The organism is Xanthomonas sp. LMG 8993 (genome assembly GCF_009835065.2).
GTDB classification, from domain to species: domain Bacteria; phylum Pseudomonadota; class Gammaproteobacteria; order Xanthomonadales; family Xanthomonadaceae; genus Xanthomonas; species Xanthomonas arboricola.
In genome coordinates this window covers 99,384-118,795 of sequence record NZ_QVIF02000006.1, presented here as the reverse complement: position 1 = coordinate 118,795, position 19,412 = coordinate 99,384, and the positions used below count along the sequence as shown (strand labels likewise).

The 19,412-nt window shown below is 67.4% G+C and carries 18 protein-coding genes; 2 read left to right on the top strand and 16 right to left on the bottom strand.

Annotated features, from left to right (window positions below):
- Window positions 1–126: 126 nt before the first annotated feature.
- The 11 genes from DYQ94_RS12865 to hisS all read right to left on the bottom strand — a co-directional run bounded on the left by DYQ94_RS12865 (window position 127) and on the right by hisS (window position 10,991).
- Window positions 127–1,713, bottom strand: coding sequence for a calcineurin-like phosphoesterase C-terminal domain-containing protein (locus DYQ94_RS12865; protein WP_126966352.1), 1,587 nt, complete (start codon window positions 1,711–1,713; stop codon window positions 127–129).
- Between the two features lie 156 nt (window positions 1,714–1,869).
- Window positions 1,870–2,490, bottom strand: a complete 621-nt coding sequence (gene hisIE, locus DYQ94_RS12860; RefSeq protein WP_046342441.1) for a bifunctional phosphoribosyl-AMP cyclohydrolase/phosphoribosyl-ATP diphosphatase HisIE — start codon at window positions 2,488–2,490, stop codon at window positions 1,870–1,872.
- Window positions 2,480–3,256, bottom strand: coding sequence for an imidazole glycerol phosphate synthase subunit HisF (gene hisF, locus DYQ94_RS12855; protein ID WP_126966353.1), 777 nt, complete (start codon window positions 3,254–3,256; stop codon window positions 2,480–2,482). Before hisF ends, hisIE begins: the two co-directional genes overlap by 11 nt.
- Window positions 3,250–3,984 carry a 1-(5-phosphoribosyl)-5-[(5-phosphoribosylamino)methylideneamino]imidazole-4-carboxamide isomerase gene (gene hisA / locus DYQ94_RS12850; protein ID WP_126966354.1) on the bottom strand — a complete coding sequence of 245 codons (735 nt, stop codon included), beginning with the start codon at window positions 3,982–3,984 and terminating at the stop codon, window positions 3,250–3,252. Before hisA ends, hisF begins: the two co-directional genes overlap by 7 nt.
- A complete protein-coding gene (hisH, locus tag DYQ94_RS12845) occupies window positions 3,981–4,583 on the bottom strand; it encodes an imidazole glycerol phosphate synthase subunit HisH (protein WP_039521347.1) in 603 nt (200 codons plus the stop codon). Before hisH ends, hisA begins: the two co-directional genes overlap by 4 nt.
- Window positions 4,580–5,707 carry a bifunctional histidinol-phosphatase/imidazoleglycerol-phosphate dehydratase HisB gene (gene hisB / locus DYQ94_RS12840; RefSeq protein ID WP_024937745.1) on the bottom strand — a complete coding sequence of 376 codons (1,128 nt, stop codon included), beginning with the start codon at window positions 5,705–5,707 and terminating at the stop codon, window positions 4,580–4,582. Before hisB ends, hisH begins: the two co-directional genes overlap by 4 nt.
- Entirely contained in the window at window positions 5,704–6,795 is a 1,092-nt protein-coding gene (hisC, locus tag DYQ94_RS12835) for a histidinol-phosphate transaminase (RefSeq protein WP_126966355.1), read from the bottom strand. The genes hisB and hisC overlap by 4 nt, the downstream gene beginning before the upstream one ends.
- A complete protein-coding gene (gene hisD / locus DYQ94_RS12830; protein WP_126966356.1) occupies window positions 6,792–8,087 on the bottom strand; it encodes a histidinol dehydrogenase in 1,296 nt (431 codons plus the stop codon). Before hisD ends, hisC begins: the two co-directional genes overlap by 4 nt.
- Window positions 8,084–8,998: an ATP phosphoribosyltransferase gene (hisG, locus tag DYQ94_RS12825; RefSeq protein WP_024937748.1), complete on the bottom strand. Its 915-nt coding sequence runs from the start codon at window positions 8,996–8,998 to the stop codon at window positions 8,084–8,086. The genes hisD and hisG overlap by 4 nt, the downstream gene beginning before the upstream one ends.
- Window positions 8,999–9,007: 9 nt before the next feature.
- The gene (locus DYQ94_RS12820; protein WP_126966357.1) at window positions 9,008–9,334 is read right to left on the bottom strand and encodes a YerC/YecD family TrpR-related protein; all 327 of its coding nucleotides are present in this window, start codon (window positions 9,332–9,334) and stop codon (window positions 9,008–9,010) included.
- Window positions 9,335–9,557: 223 nt separating this feature from the next.
- Window positions 9,558–10,991 (bottom strand): histidine--tRNA ligase, encoded by a 1,434-nt coding sequence (hisS, locus tag DYQ94_RS12815; RefSeq protein ID WP_104595543.1) that lies wholly within the window; start codon window positions 10,989–10,991, stop codon window positions 9,558–9,560.
- A gap of 245 nt (window positions 10,992–11,236) precedes the next feature.
- On the opposite strand from hisS, the gene DYQ94_RS12810 reads away from it, so the two are divergent.
- Window positions 11,237–11,860 (top strand): Crp/Fnr family transcriptional regulator, encoded by a 624-nt coding sequence (locus DYQ94_RS12810; RefSeq protein ID WP_054592468.1) that lies wholly within the window; start codon window positions 11,237–11,239, stop codon window positions 11,858–11,860.
- Between the two features lie 250 nt (window positions 11,861–12,110).
- On the opposite strand, the gene DYQ94_RS12805 is transcribed toward DYQ94_RS12810, so the two are convergent.
- The gene (locus tag DYQ94_RS12805) at window positions 12,111–12,857 is read right to left on the bottom strand and encodes a murein L,D-transpeptidase catalytic domain family protein (protein WP_126966358.1); all 747 of its coding nucleotides are present in this window, start codon (window positions 12,855–12,857) and stop codon (window positions 12,111–12,113) included.
- 101 nt (window positions 12,858–12,958) lie between these two features.
- Window positions 12,959–14,266, bottom strand: coding sequence for a threonine synthase (gene thrC / locus DYQ94_RS12800; RefSeq protein WP_126966359.1), 1,308 nt, complete (start codon window positions 14,264–14,266; stop codon window positions 12,959–12,961).
- 146 nt (window positions 14,267–14,412) lie between these two features.
- Here thrC and DYQ94_RS12795 point away from each other — a divergent pair, with 146 nt between their 5' ends.
- Window positions 14,413–14,727 (top strand): EthD family reductase, encoded by a 315-nt coding sequence (locus tag DYQ94_RS12795; RefSeq protein ID WP_065032272.1) that lies wholly within the window; start codon window positions 14,413–14,415, stop codon window positions 14,725–14,727.
- Between the two features lie 74 nt (window positions 14,728–14,801).
- On the opposite strand, the gene DYQ94_RS12790 is transcribed toward DYQ94_RS12795, so the two are convergent.
- The 3 genes from DYQ94_RS12790 to DYQ94_RS12780 form a co-directional block, all read right to left on the bottom strand.
- On the bottom strand, window positions 14,802–15,752 hold the full coding sequence (locus DYQ94_RS12790) for a homoserine kinase (protein ID WP_126966360.1): 951 nt from the start codon (window positions 15,750–15,752) through the stop codon (window positions 14,802–14,804).
- A gap of 29 nt (window positions 15,753–15,781) precedes the next feature.
- Complete coding sequence (gene thrA, locus DYQ94_RS12785) at window positions 15,782–18,289, bottom strand: bifunctional aspartate kinase/homoserine dehydrogenase I (RefSeq protein WP_126966361.1); 2,508 nt, start codon at window positions 18,287–18,289, stop codon at window positions 15,782–15,784.
- Window positions 18,290–18,877: 588 nt separating this feature from the next.
- Complete coding sequence (locus DYQ94_RS12780) at window positions 18,878–19,378, bottom strand: TspO/MBR family protein (RefSeq protein WP_126966362.1); 501 nt, start codon at window positions 19,376–19,378, stop codon at window positions 18,878–18,880.
- Window positions 19,379–19,412 lie beyond the last annotated feature (34 nt).

The following is a 19,412-nucleotide window of genomic DNA, read 5'->3' as shown; positions in this document are numbered from 1 at the left end:
TGGAGGCGTTTGTGTTTCCGGCGATAAGGTTCAAGCGTCAACGAACCAACAACCAATCACCGTAGGAGCGCATTGATGCGCGACGGGCTCCACACCAGAACCCCCAGCACTACGCACGCCTCCCCGTCAGGGATCGGCGCGCTGCAAGCGATACACCGTGCGTGCGCTGTACTGCCCGGTCGGCAGCGATGCGCGTACATCCACCGTGTGCTCGCCCACTTCCAGCGTGGTCGGCAGCGCACCACGCCATAGATGCGTGGACGGCGTGGCCTCGGGCGAGCGGTCGTAGCCGCGCAATTGCTCGGCCGCATCGTCGCGCACGTTCTCGGCCAGCAGGCGCGGATCGGCACGCTCCACCCGCTTCATCGGTTGCCACGCGCCATTGTCGATGCGCATCTCGACGAGGGTGTTGTCCTGGCCCATGAAGACATTGGCGTAGATGCCCCAGGCCGCATACGCACCCTGGCGCAGCACCTTGGGCGCGTGCAGCAGCAGTTGCGCGTCATCGACCGAGCGCGCGACGTGATAGGCCAGCGTGTAGTCGCCGCCGGGCGCGACCTGCAGCACCGCGTACCCGTTCGGCGTGCCGTCGCTCATCGTCGCGTCGGGAATGCCGTCGGCATCCTTGGCACCGGACCAGAACGCCCCGCAGGCCGCGCCGACGTTGTATTCGTGCAGCGGGCGGGCGCCCTGCCAACCTTCGTCGGCGCCGTGATCGACCTGTCGCTGGGTATGGCTGTGTGCGCTGAGCACCAGCACATGCGGAAAATCCTTCAACAAGGCGAACAGGCGGCGACGATCGGCATGCCGAAAGGTCTCCTGCCCCGGCGCCGCGTCGAACAACGGAATATGCATGCCCAGCACCAGCAGCCGCTCGCGCGGCAGCTGCGCCAGATAGGCCTGCAGGAACGCGAACTGATCCTCGCGCAGGCCGCCTACATAGGCCGGTCTGCCGCCTGGCGTATAGATCACATCGTCCAGGAACACGAAGCTGACGTTGGCCTCTTCCACTGCATAGGTGTCCGGGCCGTAGACGGCACGCCAGCTGTCGAGCGAATGCGCATCGTCGCCGGCGTCGACGTTGAGATCGTGATTGCCCGGCACATGGAACCACGGCACGCCGAGCTGGGTGGTCACCTTGTTCAGGGCCGGGTACAGGCTCAGATCGTCGCTGACGATATCGCCCAACGTGGTGCCCAGCCTGGCCGAGGTCTTGCCGACGATCGGTGCCACGATATCGCGCTGGTAGTAGCCCACGTCGGTCAGACTGGCGGTCTGGCTGTCGGCAAACACCAGCATCTGGAAGCCTTCCTTGCCGGCACTGGCGCGCGGGGTCAGCGCAAAATCCCAGTGCTGCGTATTGCGCCCGGTTGCGGCGATGCCTGGATACTTGCGCTTGGCCGAGCCCTTGGGCGCGTAGTGACGCCAGAAACCCGGCAGTCCGTCGGCGGCTGGCACGAAGCTGCGCTCGCCCGGTTTGATCACGAACACCGTCTGCCCGTCACGCACCGGCAGGCGATAGCGGCCTTGCGCATCGGTACGCACCAGTTGCTCGCCGTTGGAGACCGCTACATCGGCAATGCCGGGCTCATCGGCGCTGCGCCCGGCACGCCCGTCGCGTTCTTCGTAGACGGTGCCATCGACCACGGCATCGCGCGCGTAGGCGCTTCCCGCGAGCACACCCAGGGCCAACAGAGCGAAGCGAAGCTGCATGCGTTTTCCCGCGCGAAGATCAGCGGAAATTGTACCCGCCCTCGCCAGGCGCACGGCGCCAAAGACACGCCGACACGTGCCCCGTAGGAGCGCACCCGGGCGCGACGGGCCTTACCCCTAACGCGTCGCGCCCGGGTGCGCTCCTACATGACTACGTTACTTGTGCCGCGACTCCAGCAGCGCCACCGCATCGCCCAGGCCCAGGCCGCGCGCACGCAGCAGCACGATTAGGTGATACAGCAGATCGGCAGACTCGCCGAGCAACTCGGCATCGCCCTGCACCACGCCGGCCAAGGCGGTTTCCACGCCCTCCTCGCCCACCTTCTGCGCAATGCGGCGGATGCCCTGTTCGAACAGCTTGGTGGTGTAGCTGCCATGCGGGCGCTCCTGCTCGCGCCTGGCGATCAAGGCGTCCAGGCTGCCGAGGAACTGGCCAGGCGCGCCCGGGAAACAGCTGGTGCGGCCCAGATGGCAGGTCGGCCCGTGCGGGCGTGCCTGTACCAGCAGCGTGTCGGCATCGCAATCGGTCTCGATCGACACCACCCGCAACACGTTGCCCGAGCTCTCGCCCTTGGTCCACAGGCGCTGCTTGCTGCGGCTGAAGAAGGTCACTTCGCCACGCTGCTGCGTCACCGCCAGCGCTTCGGCGTTCATGTAGCCCAGCATCAGCACGCGCAGGTTGTCGGCGTCCTGCACGACCACCGGCAACAGGCCCTCGCCCTTGCTCCAGTCCAGCGCGGCGAGCGCGTCGCCCGCTGCCGTCTCGTTACTGCCCATCACGTACCTCGATCTGTTGCGCGCGCAAAAATTGCTTGAGTGCCGGGATCGGAATCGCGCCGCTGTGAAACACGCTGGCCGCCAGCGCGCCATCGACATCGGCCTGGTCGAACACGTTGGCAAAATGCTGCATCTCGCCAGCACCGCCGGAGGCGATCAACGGCACGCTGCAAAGTGCACGCACCTGACGCAATTGCGCGATGTCGTAGCCGCGCCGCACGCCGTCGTTGTCCATGCAGTTGAGCACGATCTCGCCCGCACCCAGGCGCTGCGCTTCGGCCACCCAGTCCAGCGTGCGCATCGGCAAGGCCTGGGTCTTGCTCGGGTCGCCGGTATAGCGACGCACCCTCCACTGCCCATCGTCCTCACGAATCGAGTCGACACCGACCACCACGCATTGCACGCCGAAGGCATCGGCCAGCTCGGAGATCAACTGCGGCCTGCCAAGCGCCGGCGAGTTGATCGAAATCTTGTCGGCACCGGCATGCAGCACCGCGCGCGCGGTTTCCACATTGCCGATGCCGCCGGCTACGCAGAACGGGATATCGATCAGCCGCGCCACCCGCTCGACCCAGGTGTAGTCGACCGAGCGCCCTTCCGGGCTGGCACCGATGTCGTAGAACACCAGTTCGTCTGCGCCCTGCTCGCGGTAGCGCAGCGCCAGTTCGACGATGTCGCCCATGTCGATGTGGTCGCGGAACTTGACGCCCTTGACCACGCGCCCGTCGCGCACGTCCAGGCACGGAATGATACGGCGGCTCAGCATGCCAGTGCCTCCTTCAACGCCAGATGCCCTTCCAGCAAGGCCTTGCCGAGCACGATGCCGGCGCAGCCGGCAGCCTTGGCGGCCGCGACATCGGCCAGGTTGCGCGCACCACCGGACACCTGCACCTGCAACTGCGGCGCCAGCGTGCGCAGGTGCGCGTACAAATCCATGTTCGGGCCGGACAGCATGCCGTCGCGCGCGATGTCGGTGCAAAGCAGATGCTGCAGGCCGGCCTGCGCGTAACGTACGGCCAACTGATCCAGCGTGGCCTCGGCGGGCTCGGTCCAGCCGTGCACCGGCAACTGCCATATGCCGTCGGCGTCCTGGCGCGTGTCCAGCGCGATGGTCAACCGATCGGCGCCAAATTCCTGCAGCCATTCGATAACGCTGTCGGCCTGGCGCACCGCCAACGAGCCGATCACCACGCGTGCGGCGCCGGCATCGAGGATGCGCGCCACGTCCTCGCGTGAGCGCACGCCACCACCGGTCTGCACCCGCAAGCCGGTGGCACGTGCGATCTCGCCCAGTGTGGTGGCCAGCGTGTAACCACCGGCCTTTGCCGCATCCAGATCGACCAGATGCATCCACTGCGCGCCGGCATCGGCAAACGCCTGCGCGCGCGGCAGCACATCGTCGCCGTACTGCGTTTCGCGTGCGTAGTCGCCTTGCAGCAGGCGCACCACGCGACCGTTGCGGATATCCAGGGCCGGGTAAACGGTGAAACTCATGGGAAGCTCATCTCAAGAAAATTGCGCAGGATGCGTGCACCGGTTTCGGCCGAACGCTCGGGGTGGAACTGCGCGCCGCAGCGCAGGCCTTGCTGCACCACCGCCGTGAACAGACCGCCGTGATCGCAGGCGGCCACGGTGTCGGCCGTCACCGGCGCGGCATAACCATGCACGAAATACGCACTGGCACGCTCCGGCAGGCCGTCCAGCAGCGCGGACGCGCGCATCGGCACCAGCTGATTCCAACCCATATGCGGTACGCGAATGCCGAGCGCCGGCGTCATGTGACGCACGATGCCCGGCAGCAAGCCTAGGCAATCGACATCGCCTTCTTCGGAATGTTCGAACAGCAATTGCATCCCTAAGCAGATGCCGATCAGCGGCACCTGCAGTTGTCGCAACGGCTCGACCAGGCCCTGTGCGCGCAGGCGCGACATCGCTTCGGGCGCAGCGCCGACGCCAGGCAGGATCACCCGCTGCGCGCCCTGCAACCCGGCTGCATCGCGTACCAGCCGCGCTTCCACGCCCAGCCGCTCCAGCGCGTAGCGCACCGAGCCCAGGTTGGCGCCGCCGGCATCGATCAACGCGACATCGGTCATAGCGCACCCTTGGTGGTGGGCAACGCGGTGCCTTCGCGACGGATCGCCTGGCGCAACGCACGTGCCAGGGCCTTGAAGCAGGCTTCGACCTTGTGGTGATCGTTTTCGCCGCGCACGCTTAGGTGCAGGTTCAAACCGGAGGCATCGCAGATCGAACGGAAGAAATGCGGCACCAGTTCGGTCGGCATGTCGCCCACACGTTCGCGTTTGAACTCGCCTTCGAACACGAAGTACGGCCGGCCACTGAAATCCAGCGCGGCACTGGCGATGGTTTCGTCCATCGGCAGCGTGAAGCCATGCTGCGCGGTGTCACCGGCCACGCGCCACGGGCTGTCGTCGGGATCGAAGCCGTAACGGCCGATGCCGCGCTTGTCGCCCAGCGCTTCGCGCAAGGCTTGGCCCAGCGCCAGACCGGTGTCTTCGATGGTGTGGTGCTCGTCGATGTGCAGGTCGCCTTCAGCGCGGATGTCCAGCGCAAAACCGCCGTGCTTGCCGATCTGTTCCAGCATGTGATCGAAGAACGGCAGGCCGGTGGCGGTCTTCGGCTCGGCCACGCGGTCCAGATCCAGTTCGACGCGGATCTTTGTTTCCTTGGTGTTGCGTTGAACCACCGCACGCCTTGGCGCATCGGCCAGCTCGTGCGCGATGCCGGGCCAGTCCCACTCGCCACCGAACTCGTCGGTGCGCAACTGGAAGCCACGGATATTGAGGTTCTGCGCGAACTGGATGTCGGTGATGCGGTCGCCCACCATTGCCGAGCGTGCCCAGTCGATCGTGCGGTCCTGCAGGTAAGGCACCATCAGGCCGACGCCGGGTTTGCGTGTGGGCGCGTTGTCGGCCGGCCAGCTGCAGTCGATCAACACCTCGCGGAACACGATGCCCTGGCTGGCGAAGATCTGCAGCATCAGGTTGTTGGGGCCATCGAAGGACGCGCGCGGATAGCTGTCGCTGCCCAGCCCGTCCTGGTTGCTGACGATGACGAACTGATAGCCGGCATCGCGCAACTTGAGCATCGCCGGAATCACGTTGTCGACCAGGCGCAGTTTTTCGTAGGCGTCGATCTGGTAATCGGCCGGCTCGGTGATCAGCGTGCCGTCGCGGTCGACGAAAAGAATCGGGGTCATGCGGCGGCCTCCTGCTTGCGTTGCAGCGCGCTCAGCACGCGCTCGTTCTGTTCGGGCGTGCCCAGGGTGATGCGCAGCGCGTCGGACAGCTGCGCAACCGCGCGTTGGTCGCGTACCACCACACCGGCCTCCAGCAGCGCCTGGAATGCCGCCTCGGCATCGTCGAAGCGCACCAGCAGGAAGTTGCCCTGCGAGGGATACACCTGACGCACACCGGCAAGCTGCTCGAGCGCCTGGTGCACGCGCGTGCGCTCGCTGCGCACCTCGGCGATGCGCCGACGCGTGACCTCCAGCGCAGGCGCCGACAAGGCCTGCTCGGCCATTGCCGCGCACGGCGTCGGCACCGGGTACGGCGCCTGGCAGCGCCGCAGCAGGGCGATCAGCTCGGCGTTGGCGATCAGGCTGCCGATGCGCGCCGCTGCCAGCGCATGCGCCTTGGACAGCGTGCGCAACACCGCCAGATTGTCGTAGCGCGCAAGCAGGCTCACAGCCGATGGCACATCGGAGAATTCGCCGTAGGCCTCGTCGACCACCACCAGCGCTTTGCCCTGCAGGGCCTGCACGGCGGTTTCGATCGCGTCCAGGGCAATCGCCGAGCCCGCCGGGTTGGACGGCGAACACAGGAACACCAGCTTGGCCTGCGAGGCCAGCGCTGCCGCGACGATCGCCGGGATATCCGCGTGGAAACCCGCAGGCCCGTCCACCAGCGGCACCTCGACCAGGGGTGCGTTCTGCAGGCGTGCGCACACTGCGTACATGCCGAACACCGGCGGCGTCACCACCACCGCATCGCGCCCGGGGGCGCACAGGCCGCGCACCAGCAGATCGATCGCCTCGTCGCTGCCGCGGCCGATCAACAGCTGCTCGGGCGTGCAGCCGTACAGCGCCGCCAGTGCACTGCGCAAGCCCTTGGGTTGCGGATCCGGATACCGCCGCGTGCTTGCGCCGGGGTCGGCCGGATTGCCCCAGGCCGACTCGTTGGCGTTGAGCCACACATCGCCCTGCAAAGCGCTGGTGCGTGCCGACGAATAGCCGGCGAACGCACGCAGGTCCTCGCGCACCAGTTCCAGAATCGAAGACGTGCTCATGCTGCCACTCCCATGCGCAATGCCACTGCATTGGCGTGCGCATCCAGGCCTTCGGCGCGCGCCAGAATCAGCGCGCATGCGCCGATGCCGTCGATGCCGGCCTTGCTGGCGGCCTGCACGCTGACCATGTTCTGGAAGCTGGCCACGCTCACGCCGCTGTAGGCGCGCGCCGCGCCGCTGGTCGGCAACACATGGTTGGTGCCGCTGCAGTAATCGCCCAACGCTTCGGGCGTGTAATCGCCGAGAAACACCGAGCCAGCCGCTTCGACCTGGCTCAGCCACGCACGCGGCTCGCGCAACGCGAGAATCAAATGCTCAGGTGCATAGCGGTTGCTGATCGCAAACGCCTCGTCCAGGGTCTGCACCTTGATCAGGCGCGATTGCGCCAGCGCCTGGCGTGCGATCCCGGCGCGCGACAGTTGCGCCGACTGGGTGTCCAGTTCCACTTGCACCGCCGCGATCAGCGCATCGCTGTCGGACAACAGCAGCACCTGCGAATCCGGGCCGTGTTCGGCCTGCGACAGCAGATCGGCGGCAACGAAGGCCGGCTGCGCACCGGCATCAGCGATCACCAGCACTTCGGACGGACCGGCCGGCATGTCGATGGCCGCCGCGCCGGACTGCGCCACCTGCTGCTTGGCCTCGGTGACGAAGCTGTTGCCCGGGCCGAACAGCTTGTCGCAACTCGGAACCGATTCGCTGCCATACGCCATTGCCGCAATCGCCTGCGCACCGCCGAGCTTGAACACCCGGCGCACGCCGGTCAGCTGCGCGGCGACCAGTACCGCCGGGTCCACGCTGCCGTCCTTGCGTGGCGGCGTGCACAACACCACCTCGCGGCATCCGGCCAGACGTGCCGGCACGCCCAGCATCAGCGCAGTCGACGGCAACGGCGCACTGCCGGCCGGCACGTACAGGCCGACCCGGCCGATCGGCCGCACGATCTTTTCGCACACCACGCCCGGCGCGGTTTCCACCGCATAGCCGTCGCTCATGCCGGCGCGGTGGAAGGTGTCGATGCGCGCCACCGCATCCTGCATGGCCTGACGCAGTTCCGGCGCCACCGCCGCTTCGGCGGCAGCGAATTCGGCCTCGCTCACGGCAAAGCTGTCCAGCGCCACGCCATCGAAACGCGCGGTGATCTCGCGCAAGGCGGCATCGCCGCGTGTGCGCACATCGGCAATCAATGCAGCCACCGCGTCGCGCGTCTGCGTGGCCACGGTCTGCACCGGGCGGGTCAATGCCTGCGTCCGCGCAGCGGCATCCAGTTGCGACCAATCGAGAATATTCATGCCAGCGAGCGCTCCACCGTCAACACCATCAGACCTTGCGCACCTGCGCGTTCGAGTTCTTCCAAGCGTTGCCAGGTCACCGCGCCATGACACATGGTCTGCAGGCGCAACGCGCCGTTGCCATCGTCGGGCAGTTGCACCAGCGGCTCGGCATCGGGCAGCAGACGGCGCAGCGCATCCACGTTGCCGTGTTCAGCGCGGAACATCAGCAGCTTGCTGTCGCGCAGCTTGAGCACACCGTCCATGCGCCGCAACAGCATCGCCAGCAGCGCGGCGCGTGCGTCGGCCGGCTCGCGCACCGCACCGGCCAGCACTGCTTCGCTCTCCATCACCAGCTCGACCGGCTTGAGCTGGTTGGCGGCCAGGGTGGCGCCGCTGGAAACCAGATCGCAAATCAGATCGGCGGTGCCCAGGCGCGGGGCGATCTCCACCGAGCCGGACAGCTCCACCACCGCCGCGTCGATGCCCTGGCGCTCCAGCCAGTCGGCCAGGATTGACGGGTAGCTGGTGGCGATGCGCTTGCCGGCCAGTTGCGCCACGCCCTGCCAGTCCCACTCTTCCGGCACCGCGAGCATCAACCGGCACTGGCCGAAACCGACTCCGCGCACCGCGTGATACGCGGCCGGCAGGCCGTTGCGGCGTCGCTCGGATGCCTGCTCTTCGAGTTCGTTCTGGCCGACGATGCCCAGATCGCAGACGCCATCGGCGATCAGGCCGGGGATGTCGTCATCGCGCACCAGCAGCAGGTCCACCGGCAGCGATTCGCCGTAGCAGAACAGCTTGTCGCGGCTCTGCCGCCAGCTCAGCCCGCAGGCCGCCAGCAGGCTGCGCGCCGGTTCGGCCAGGCGGCCGCTCTTCTGGATGGCGATACGCAACCGGTCACGTGCCGGTGCTGCCGTGGAAGCACTCATCTTGTTCTCTCAGTGGGATTTGACAGGGCGCGACGATTGCTCGCGCAGGGCCTCGGCATAGCCGCCGGCGCCATGTTCCAGGGTGCGCGCAACGCGCCCGATGGTGGTCACGCTGACCTGGGTCAGCTCGTGGATTTCGCGATACGGCACGCCCTTGATCAACAAGGGCACCACCCGCCAGCGGTCGGACATGGCCTCCAGCTCGGCGGGCGTGCACAGGTCGCGCAGAAAGGCCTCGACCGCGCCGGGTTCCTTCAGGCACGCCAGCGCATCGGCCAGCATCTTGAGGGAGGCGGCGGCATCGGCACTTTCGCGGGGGGCAGGTCGTTGTTTCATTGCGTTAATGTAATAGCGTGTTAGCACATTAACGCAAAGGCAGACCCTGAGACAAGCCCGATGGGCGAAGCGTTCAGAGAAGTCCCGGACCGTGGCGGCGGACCAGAAACGACAAACCCACCGACACCGAGGTGCCAGTGGGCCTGTGCATGCTTTGGCAGGGGTGAGCGCCGCTACCCATCTTTACCACCCTGGCGACGCCATCGCGCTGCTTTCGGAGGCGTCAATCGCCGTTGACGTTACCAGCCACCAGCATCGCCCTGGCCTGCTCCAGCTCCACCAGCAAGGTGCTGGCTAGCTCGTCGCGGGCCACATCGAACTGCTGCTCGCGCACCAGGTCCTTGACCGCCACCACCCCGCGCGCCAGCTCGTCGTCGCCGGCCAGCACCACGAAGCGGATGCCCGCGCGTGCGGCGTACTGGAACTGCTTGCCGATCTTCTTCGGCTCCATCTGCACTTCGGTATTGATGCCGCCGATGCGCAGCCGGCGCGCGATATCCAGCGCGTCGTCCAGGCGCGACTCGTCCATCAGCGCGACCATCGCGTGCACGCTGCTCTCGGCGATGCCCTGGATCAGGCCGGCCTCGCGCAGCTGCCAGAACAGCCGGGTCAGGCCGATCGAGATGCCCACGCCGGGCAACTTGGACTTGGTGTAGTGGCTGGCCAGGCTTTCGTAACGGCCGCCCGAGCAGATCGAGCCGATCTGCGGGTGGTCGGTCAGCGTGGTCTCGTAGACGGTGCCGGTGTAGTAGTCCAGCCCGCGCGCGATCGAGAAGTTCAGGCAGTACGCGCTCTCGGGCACGCCCAGCGCCTTGACCAGTTCCAGCACCTCGCGCAGCTCGGCAATGCCCTCGCCCAGCGTCGCGCTCGCAGCGACCGAGGCCTCCAGCGCCTGCAGCTGTGCCAGCGCATCGGCATGCCCGTTCGAGCGCACCGCCACGAAGGCCAGGATCTTGTCGACCTGCGCGGCGGCGATGCCGAAGCCTTCGCCCACCAGCGTGTCGCGCACGTAATCGGCGCCGCGCTTGTCGATCTTGTCGACCTCGCGCAACACCGCCAGCTGCAGCTCGCCCTCGGCCACGCCCAGGCTTTCGAAGAAGCCGCGCAACAGCTTGCGGTTGTTCAACTGCACCTTGAACGCGCCGATGCCCAGCTCGGCGAACACCGCGTGGATCACCGCCAGCACTTCGGCGTCGTAGCGGATGCTCAACGCATCCTTGCCGATCACGTCGATGTCGCACTGGTAGAACTCGCGGAACCGCCCGCGCTGGGCACGCTCGCCGCGATACACGCGCTGCATCTGGTAGCGGCGGAACGGGAAGCTCAAGTCGTGCTCGTGCTCGGCCACGTAGCGGGCCAGCGGCACGGTCAGGTCGAAACGCAGTGCCAGCTCCGGCAGGCCGCCCTCGCCGCCCTCGTCTGCCGCCGCGGCGGCATTGGCCAGCGCGCCGGTGGACTGCACGAAGTAGACCTGGCGCTCGGTCTCGCCGCCGGACTTGGTCAGCAACACATCGGACAGCTCGAACACCGGGGTTTCGACCGGCAGGAACCCGAACCGCTCGTAGTTGCGGCGGATGACGTCCAGCATGCGCTGGAACGCGATCTGCTCGCGCGGCAGCAATTCCATGATGCCGGGCGGCGTACGGGGCTTGATCACGAGCGAAACTCCTGCAGGGCAATGTGGCGAACGCGCAATTCTACCGGCTGCCGGCCGCGCTGACCGCATGGCGTATCATTCACACGCATTCCAGCAGTGCGTGACTCATGTACCGGCAGCTTCCAGACCCCAGCACGACCTGCCCGGCGCCCGGCGCGGCCACGCGCACCGATGCGCGCGGCTCCGACTGCGCACAGTGTGCGGTCCGCGGCCGGGCCATCTGCGCGGCGCTGTCGCCGCAGGAAATGGACGCACTCGACCAGGCCACCAGCGCCCAGTCGTACGCGCCCGGCAGCACCCTGGTGCGCGCCGGTGACACCCGCCACCACGTCTATACGCTGACCTCCGGTGCGCTGCGCATGGTGCGCACGCTGGCCGACGGCCGCCGCCAGGTCACCGGCTTCGTGCTGCCGGGCGATTACGTGGGGCTGACCGAAACCCCGCAGCACCGCCACGATATCGAAGCCATCATCGACAGCCGGGTCTGCCGCACGCCGCTGGCACAGATGCGCCAGTTGCGCGAGCGCTACCCGCAGCTGGAACGCAAGCTGCTGCAGCGTGCCAGCATGGAGCTGGCCGCCGCGCAGGACACCGGCCTGCTGCTGGCGCGCCTGCAACCGGGCGAACGGCTGGCGCACTTCCTGCTGCGACTGGCCGCCCGCTCCACCCAGCCCGGCGCCAGCGGCGACACCGTCGCCCTGCCGATGAGCCGCAGCGATATCGCCGACCACCTCGGGCTGACCGTGGAAACGGTGAGCCGCACCTTCACCAAGCTGCGGCAACAGCAGCTGATCGCGCTGCCGCAATTGCATCTGGTGCAGATCCTGGATTACGCGGCGCTGCGCAGCCTGGCGGGCGATACCGTCTGAGACGCGACGGCCAACAGGACCGATGTAACCAGCGAGCGCACGCACCCATAGGCGCAAGTGGTGCGGATGTTGGCATCAACAATTTCGGATGTTTGCGCGCCCGTCCGCACCAGGCCATCGACCAAGCTTTGCTTTGCGCGTCGCGCAGACAGCAAGCATCGCCGCGCGTGACTGACCCGCAGATTCGAACGCGATGCCGGCACTCCAGGCCGCTCGCGCGATCGTCACCGCCCGCGCCGCCTACAACGACTCAGCGACCGCCCAGATTCGCGCTCGCCACCGACGCGCCGCAGCCGCCGCCCAGCAACCGCGATTGCCGCAGCCAGGCCCGGTCCGGGTAGTAGGCGAATACGAAGGCGCCCTCACGCAAGGTATCGATCAACTGTCGGGCCACCGCCGGACGCACCGCCGGGCAGCCCAGGCTGCGGCCAAGCCGGCCCTGCGTGCGGATCACCGCCTCGCTGACATAGGGCGCGCCGTGGATCACGATCGCGCGGTCGCGCGCATGGTCGTTGAACCCGGGCTCCAGGCCCTTCAGCCGTAACGAATAGCCGTTGTGGCCGGTGTACGACTCCTGCGCGGTGAACGCGCCCAGGCTGGACTGGAAACTGCCGTCGTCGTTGGAAAACTTGGCCGCCAGGTTGTTGCCGGTATTACGCCCGTGCGCCACCCATTCCTGGAACAGCAGCCGCTGCCGCTCCAGATCGAACACCCACAGCCGGCGCTCGGTCGACGGCCGGCTGTAGTCGATGACGCTGAGCACGCGTTCGGCGCCCACCTGCTGGCGCTGCCGCGCGCATTGCAGCGCCTCGGCCGCCAGGGCCAGCACCTGGCGATCCAGCGACGGCGCCTGCCGCGCCAGTGCTTCGACCAGACCGATACGCGGTGCGCCCAGCCCCGGCAACGGTGCGGCGGAGATGGCATCGGCCGCACTGGCCGTTCCAGCCGCTGACCAACCGCACAACGCGGCGGCAACGGCGATCACTCGATAAGACATGCAACGACCCACATCGGACGCGGCGCCATGGCGGAACCGCACCCCCTACAAATAGCCGCATGTGCGGCACTTTCCAACCCCGGCAGGCTGAACGCGTTCGGTCAGGCCGCATCCGCAAGCAGGCGCTGCCGGAACGCCGCGTAGTCCGGCGCCAGCGTTTCGGCATGCGCAGGACGCTGCAGCAGCGCGGCCAGTGCCGTCGGCACCTCCACCTCACGCCCGATCAGCGGCTCGACCACGCCCTCGAACTTGGCCGGATGTGCGGTGGCCGCCACCGCCCATTCGCCGGTGCCGCCCTCGGCCCCTTCTGCGCGCAGCTGCTCCAGCACATGCACGGCGGTGGCGGTATGCGGGCAATGCACTTCGCCATAGCGTGCAAAGCGCTGCTGCACGGTGTGGCGGATCGCGGCATCGTCCACCGAGAGCGCACGGAAGGCCTCGCGCAGCGCCGCATCGTCGCCCTGGTAGAGCCAGCGCAGCCGTTCGAAGTTGCTCGGCGCACCCACGTCCATCGCATTGGCCAGCGTGGCGATGCTGGGCTGCGGCGCGTAATCGTCGCCGGCAAAATAATCCGGCAACACATGATTGGCATTGGACGCCAACGCGATACGGCCCAGCGGCACACCGAGCGCGCGCGCCAGGATCGCCGCCAGCCCGTTGCCCAGATTGCCGGTGGGCACCACCAGATTCAGCGCCGCCCCCGCCCCGGCATGGTGCTGCAGGGCGGCGTGCGCGTAATAGCTCATCTGCGGCAGCAAGCGGCCCAGGCTGATGCTGTTGGCCGAACTCAGCGGCAGCTGCGCCTGTAGGTCGGCATCGTTCAAGGCCTGCTTGATCATCGCCTGGCAATCGTCGAACGAGCCGGCCACGCGCAGGGCGTGGATGTTGTCGCCGAAGCAGCCCAGCTGATGCGCCTGGCGCGGCGACACGCGCCCGTCCGGATACAGCACCACCACGCGCAGACCCGGCTGGCGGTGGAATGCCGCGGCCACCGCAGCGCCGGTGTCGCCGGAGGTGGCAACCAGGATGGTGAGCGGGCGGTCTTCGGCACGGCGCAGGCGGGTCAGGCAGGCGGCAAGAAAGCGTGCGCCGAAATCCTTGAACGCGGCGGTCGGGCCATGGAACAGCTCCAGCGCGTAATCGCCGGGCGTGCCCAGGGCCACCAGCGGCGCCGGGAAGTCGAACGCTTCGGCACAGATGGCCGGCAGCTCGGCCGCCAGCGCATCGCCGTCGAAGAACGGCTGCAGCAACGTGGCGGCGGTGTCGGCCAAGGTGGTGCCGGCCGTCAGCGTGCGTGCCGGTGGCAGGGTCTGCGGCACGTACAGGCCGCCATCGGGCGCCAGGCCGGCGGCAATCGCCTGGCTCAGGCTTGCGGCGGGCGCGCGGCCACGGGTGGAGAGAAAGTTCATGGTGACGACTCCAGACAAGACGAAGACGGGGCGTTGCCCGTGAATGAGAAGGCCGGACACTGCGGCATGGCCGCGCCGCGTTGCGGCGGCGCCCGGCAAGGGCGGCGCAGCGCTATGCTGCGCGCACCTTCCAGTGGAGCCGGCAGATGATCAAGGTCAGCGTGATGTACCCCTACCGCGAAGGCGCCCGCTTCGACCATGCCTACTACCGCGACTCGCACATGCCGCTGGTGAGCGCGCGGATGGGCGCGGCCTGCCTGCGCTACACGGTGGACAAGGGCATCAGCGGCGGCGAGCCGGGCAGCCCCCCGGCCTTCATCGGCATGTGCCATATCTTCTGCGAGTCGGTGGAGGCCTTCGGCGCTAGCTTCGGGCCGCACGCCGAGGAGATTCTCGCCGATATCGCCAACTACACCGATCTTGCGCCGGTCATGCAGATCAGTGAGGTCGTGGTCGGTTGAAGCGTGCCTTGCGCGCTGCACGGCATGCCTGCCGTGCGCGGGCGATCGATCGACGACGACATCCGCGCGATGGCTCATGCGAGCAACCGCGCGGCCGGGCTGGCGATCGGGGACACCCAGTGCTGGCTGTCCAGGCCAACACCTGCGAAGGCGGCCTTGACCGATGCGGCGGCCGCGTCGGCGGCCGCGCGCGATGCGAACCAGGCGAACACACTGGGGCCGGCGCCGGAGATGCTGGCGCCCAAGGCATCGTGACCCAGCGCGGCCTGCTTGGCAGCGGCAAAGCCGGCGATCAACGGCGCGCGGCGTGGTTCGACCAGCACATCGCGCAGGCCCGCCCGCACCAGCCCCGCATCGCCGGCATGGCAGCCGGCCAGTACCAAGGCCAGGTTGGTGCTCTGCGCGACGAACTCGCGCAGCTGATAGTCGCCGGCCAGGGCTTCGCGCGCGCGGCGCGTTTCCAATACCGCATCCGGATGCACCAGCAGGCTGTGCCACGCCGCCGGCACGCTGATCGGCACCAGACGCTCCAGCGTGCACAGCACCAGGCCGCCCAAAAACAACGGGCCAAGATTGTCGCCGTGGCGGCTACCGCTGGCCACCGCCTCGCCATCGAGTGCGTGCTGATACAGCTGCTCGTTACTCAGCGGCGCGTCCAGCAGCGCGTTGGCGGCAACCAACGCCGCCACGCATGACGCTGCCGAGCCGCCCATGCCCGAACTCAAGGCGATGCCTTTGTCGATTTCGATTTCAAAGCCGAACGGCAGCGACAACGCCGCGCGCAACGACATCAATGCCGCACCGGCCGTGTTGCGTTCGGCATCCAGCGGCAAGGCCACGGTGGTGCCGCGGATGGCGGCGATGCGCACCACAGGCGCATCGATGCGCCGCACCGTGACGGTGTCGCCGACGCCGTCGATGGGATAGCCGAGCAGATCGAATCCCACCGCCACATTCGCCACCGAGGCCGGTGCAAAGGCGCGTGCCTGGCCAAGCTCGCGCGCAGCGATCGCCACCTGTTGCATCTCCGCGGACTGGTCTGCAACCGCCTGATTCACAAGCGTGCCCCCTCGCCCGCCGCCACCCGCAGCAGATCGGCAAACACGCCGGCCGCGGTGACTTCCGGGCCAGCGCCCGGGCCTTGCACCACCAACGGGTTTTCGCAGTAGCGACGCGTGGTGAACTGCACCACGTTGTCGGTCAGGCGCAAGTTGGCGAACGCGTGATCGGCCGGCAGTTCGACCAGACCCACGCTGGGAGCACGATCCGGCGGCAGCTGCGCGACATAGCGCAGCACATTGCCGCGTGCACGTGCGTCGGCCAGGCGCTGCGCGAACGTCGCATCCACCTCATGCAGGCGCGCCATGAAATCGTCCACGCTGGCCTGACGCAGTGCTTCGGGCACCAGGCTTTCGACCTGCACATCTTCCAGGCTGATCGCGCGCCCGGCTTCGCGCGCCAGGATCACCAGCTTGCGCGCCACATCCACGCCGGACAGATCGTCACGCGGATCCGGTTCGGTATAGCCCATGCCGCGCGCCTGCGTCACCAGTTCGGCGAACGGCACGCTGCCGTCGTACTTGTTGAACAGCCAGGCCAACGTGCCGGAAAAGATGCCCTCGATCGAGGTCACCGCATCGCCGGTATCGACCAGATCGCGCAGCGTGGTGATCACCGGCAAGCCGGCGCCCACGGTGGCTTCGTAACGGAAGCGCGCGCCGCTGGCATCGGCCGCCGCACGGATCGCCTGATACCGCTGCAACGGACCGGAGCCAGCCTGTTTGTTCGGCGTCACCACATGGATGCCGGCAGCCAACCAGTCCGCGTAGCGATCGGCCACTTCCGCGCTGCCGCTGCAATCGATGATCACCGTATGCGGCAGATGCGCGGACAACAGGTGCGTGGTGAAACGCTCCAGATCGGTCGCGGTGGCTGCAGAGGCGAAGGCATCGCGCCAGTTGCCGACCAGGCCGCGCTCGTCCAGCAGCATGCGGCCGCGCGAGACCACTGCGCGCAGGCGCAGATCCAGGTTGGCCTTGCCCAGCAACTGCGGCTGCGCAATGCGCAACTGGTCCAGCAACGCCGCACCCACGTTACCCGGGCCGATCACGCCCACCGAGAACGTCTGCGGCGACAGCCAGAAGCCGGCATGCGCCGCACGCAAGGCCTTGGTCGCATGCGCCGCGTCGATGGCCACCGAGATGTTGCGCTCCGACGAACCCTGTGCGATCGCCAGAATATTGACCTGCGCACGCCCCAATGACTCGAACAGCCGCGCAGCCACACCCGGCTGCCCGGCCATGCCATCGCCCACTGCGGCGAGCACACTGATGCCGGTGGTCAGCTGCACACGCTGCACCTGACCGACCGTGAGTTCATGCGCAAAGGCCTGCAGCAAGGCATTGCGTGCGCGCTCGGATTCATGCTGCTTGACCACGCAGCAGATCGAATGCTCGGAAGAACCTTGCGAGATCATCACCACCGACACCTGCGCCGTGCGCAGCGCCGCGAACACCCGCTCGGCTGTACCCGGCACGCCGATCAAGCCGGTGCCTTCCAGGTTGAGCACGGCCAGATCCGGGCTCAGCGTCAGCCCCTTGATCGGCCCGCTCACCGCACTGCTGGCAGTGATGCGCGTGCCCGGATGTTCCGGCTGGAAGGTGTTGCGGATGATGATCGGCAAGCCGCGCTCGATCGCCGGCGACATCGTCTGCGGGTGCACCACCTTGGCGCCGAAATAGGCCAGCTCGCAGGCCTCGTCGTAGCTCAGCGTTTCCAGCTGCACCGCTTCGGGCACCACGCGCGGATCGGCCGACAGCACGCCGTCCACGTCGGTCCAGATATGCAGCTCATCGGCATCGAACAAGGCCGCGAAAATTGCACCGGAATAATCGCTGCCGTTGCGCCCCAACGTGGTGATGCGGTCGGCGCGGTCGCGCGCCACAAACCCGGTGACCACCACGCGCGTCTGCGGATGCGCCTGGCGCCAGGTGGCAAGGCGCTGCGCGCTGGTGTCCCAGTCCACATCGACACCGAGTTCGCCACGGTTGACCACCAGCACATCGCGCGCATCCAGCACCGCGCAATCCTCGCCAAGCGCACGGAAATGGTCGCCCAGCAATTGCGCCGAATACACCTCACCCAGGCCTTGCACGCGGTCGAGCACCTCGCGCGGCAGCTCGCCGATCACCGCCAAGGCGCCGAGAATCTGCGACAGATGCTCGAAGCGCTCGTCCAGCCATTCGACGGTCGGCCCGGAATGCTCGCCCAGCAGGGCCACCGCCGCACCGCGATGGCGCGCCCGCGTCTCATGCCAGCGCTCGCGCCATTCGGGGCGGTTCTGCGCGGCCAGTTCGGCCAGCGCGATCAACGCATCAGTCACCCCCTTCATCGCCGACACCACGGTGACCTGCACCGACTCGTCGCGTGCCAGCAACAACTGCGCCACATGCCGGTAGCGCTCGGCATCGGCCACCGAGGTGCCGCCAAATTTGTGCATGACGGTGCGTGCGGAAGAGGCGGCAACAGCAGCGGGTTCGAGCGAAACGACAGACGATGACATCGACAGACCTCGTTAGGGAGGCCCCGTCCGCATCAGATGAGGGAGGAAAGCCTCCGCATCCTGATCCGGGTGCGGGGCCGTTGTTTTCGGAAGTTACGCGAAGACGACGGGCCGCACCGGGCGAATGGTGACGGTGGTAATGGTGGTGCTAATGCCGGCCACGCCCGCACCCGGCCGCAGCTGCGGCTGACAGGTAAGCGAGGAGATGGCGGAGGCGTTAGGCATGCGTGCAAAAGACATCACAGGGCCGAGGCGTGTCAAGCATTGTGTGAATGGGTAGGCGCACGTGCTCGGCAAACAGAACAGAAAACCTTGCGGCTCAGGGATTTAAGCGACGCGCTCGCAAGCAATTGATTGCTATGGAAACTTTTGGAGCGGCTTCAGTGGGTGGCGCTGCGCAGGTTTCGAGCATGGATTGATGCAGTCGTGCGACTTGGCTAAGGCGATGCGGCTGAGGGATCGCTTGTGCGCGAGTGCATCACATCGCTGCCGGTGTCACTACGCCAAGCAACATATCACTTCGGATCAACGGTAGATGATCGCCATCGCCGCGACGCACGGTGCAAGTCAGCAAGCGCAGCAGAAAGATCAGCCAAGCACCTGAGGATTGAGCTGCCAGACCGAAAAGTTGAGCGCAGCCGCGAAGCTCACCCACGCCAGATACGGCACCAATAACCACGCCGCCAGTGCCTGCCGCTTCGCGAACACGGCGATCGTTCCGGCCAACACCAGCCACAGCGCCACGATGTCGGCAAACGCCCAGGCTCCCAACTGCCACGCAAAGAACAGCCAGCTCCACAAACCATTGAGCGTCAACTGCAGCACGAACAGGCCCAGCGCCGGACGCGTCCCCGCCCGGCTGCCACGCCGCCACACCAACCAGACCGACACCGCCATCATTCCGTACAACACTGTCCACACCGGTCCGAACAACCAGCCCGGCGGCGCCCACGCCGGCCGCGCAAGTTCTGCATAGAAGCCGGCCGCCTGGATGGATGCCATCGCACCAAACCCAGCGACCGCATAGCACAACGCCAACCAGCCGAAGAGGCCGAACCATTGCGACTTTCTTGAAGTACTTTGCGTCATGACTGCCTGAAGTGTTGTAAGCGCTTCGCAGCGT

Bases quoted from the DNA above. Each gene is read 5' to 3' on its own strand.
- DYQ94_RS12780 (WP_126966362.1), bottom strand. From the start codon at position 19,378: ATGACGCAAAGTACTTCAAGAAAGTCGCAATGGTTCGGCCTCTTCGGC.
- DYQ94_RS12810 (WP_054592468.1), top strand. From the start codon at position 11,237: ATGGACGCACTCGACCAGGCCACCAGCGCCCAGTCGTACGCGCCCGGC.
- DYQ94_RS12790 (WP_126966360.1), bottom strand. From the start codon at position 15,752: ATGCAACAGGTGGCGATCGCTGCGCGCGAGCTTGGCCAGGCACGCGCC.
- DYQ94_RS12865 (WP_126966352.1), bottom strand. From the start codon at position 1,713: ATGCAGCTTCGCTTCGCTCTGTTGGCCCTGGGTGTGCTCGCGGGAAGC.
- DYQ94_RS12805 (WP_126966358.1), bottom strand. From the start codon at position 12,857: ATGTCTTATCGAGTGATCGCCGTTGCCGCCGCGTTGTGCGGTTGGTCA.
- thrC (WP_126966359.1), bottom strand. From the start codon at position 14,266: ATGAACTTTCTCTCCACCCGTGGCCGCGCGCCCGCCGCAAGCCTGAGC.
- thrA (WP_126966361.1), bottom strand. From the start codon at position 18,289: ATGTCATCGTCTGTCGTTTCGCTCGAACCCGCTGCTGTTGCCGCCTCT.
- hisIE (WP_046342441.1), bottom strand. From the start codon at position 2,490: ATGGGCAGTAACGAGACGGCAGCGGGCGACGCGCTCGCCGCGCTGGAC.
- DYQ94_RS12795 (WP_065032272.1), top strand. From the start codon at position 14,413: ATGATCAAGGTCAGCGTGATGTACCCCTACCGCGAAGGCGCCCGCTTC.
- hisB (WP_024937745.1), bottom strand. From the start codon at position 5,707: ATGACCCCGATTCTTTTCGTCGACCGCGACGGCACGCTGATCACCGAG.
- hisC (WP_126966355.1), bottom strand. From the start codon at position 6,795: ATGAGCACGTCTTCGATTCTGGAACTGGTGCGCGAGGACCTGCGTGCG.
- hisG (WP_024937748.1), bottom strand. From the start codon at position 8,998: ATGAGTGCTTCCACGGCAGCACCGGCACGTGACCGGTTGCGTATCGCC.
- hisH (WP_039521347.1), bottom strand. From the start codon at position 4,583: ATGACCGATGTCGCGTTGATCGATGCCGGCGGCGCCAACCTGGGCTCG.
- DYQ94_RS12820 (WP_126966357.1), bottom strand. From the start codon at position 9,334: ATGAAACAACGACCTGCCCCCCGCGAAAGTGCCGATGCCGCCGCCTCC.
- hisD (WP_126966356.1), bottom strand. From the start codon at position 8,087: ATGAATATTCTCGATTGGTCGCAACTGGATGCCGCTGCGCGGACGCAG.
- hisF (WP_126966353.1), bottom strand. From the start codon at position 3,256: ATGCTGAGCCGCCGTATCATTCCGTGCCTGGACGTGCGCGACGGGCGC.
- hisA (WP_126966354.1), bottom strand. From the start codon at position 3,984: ATGAGTTTCACCGTTTACCCGGCCCTGGATATCCGCAACGGTCGCGTG.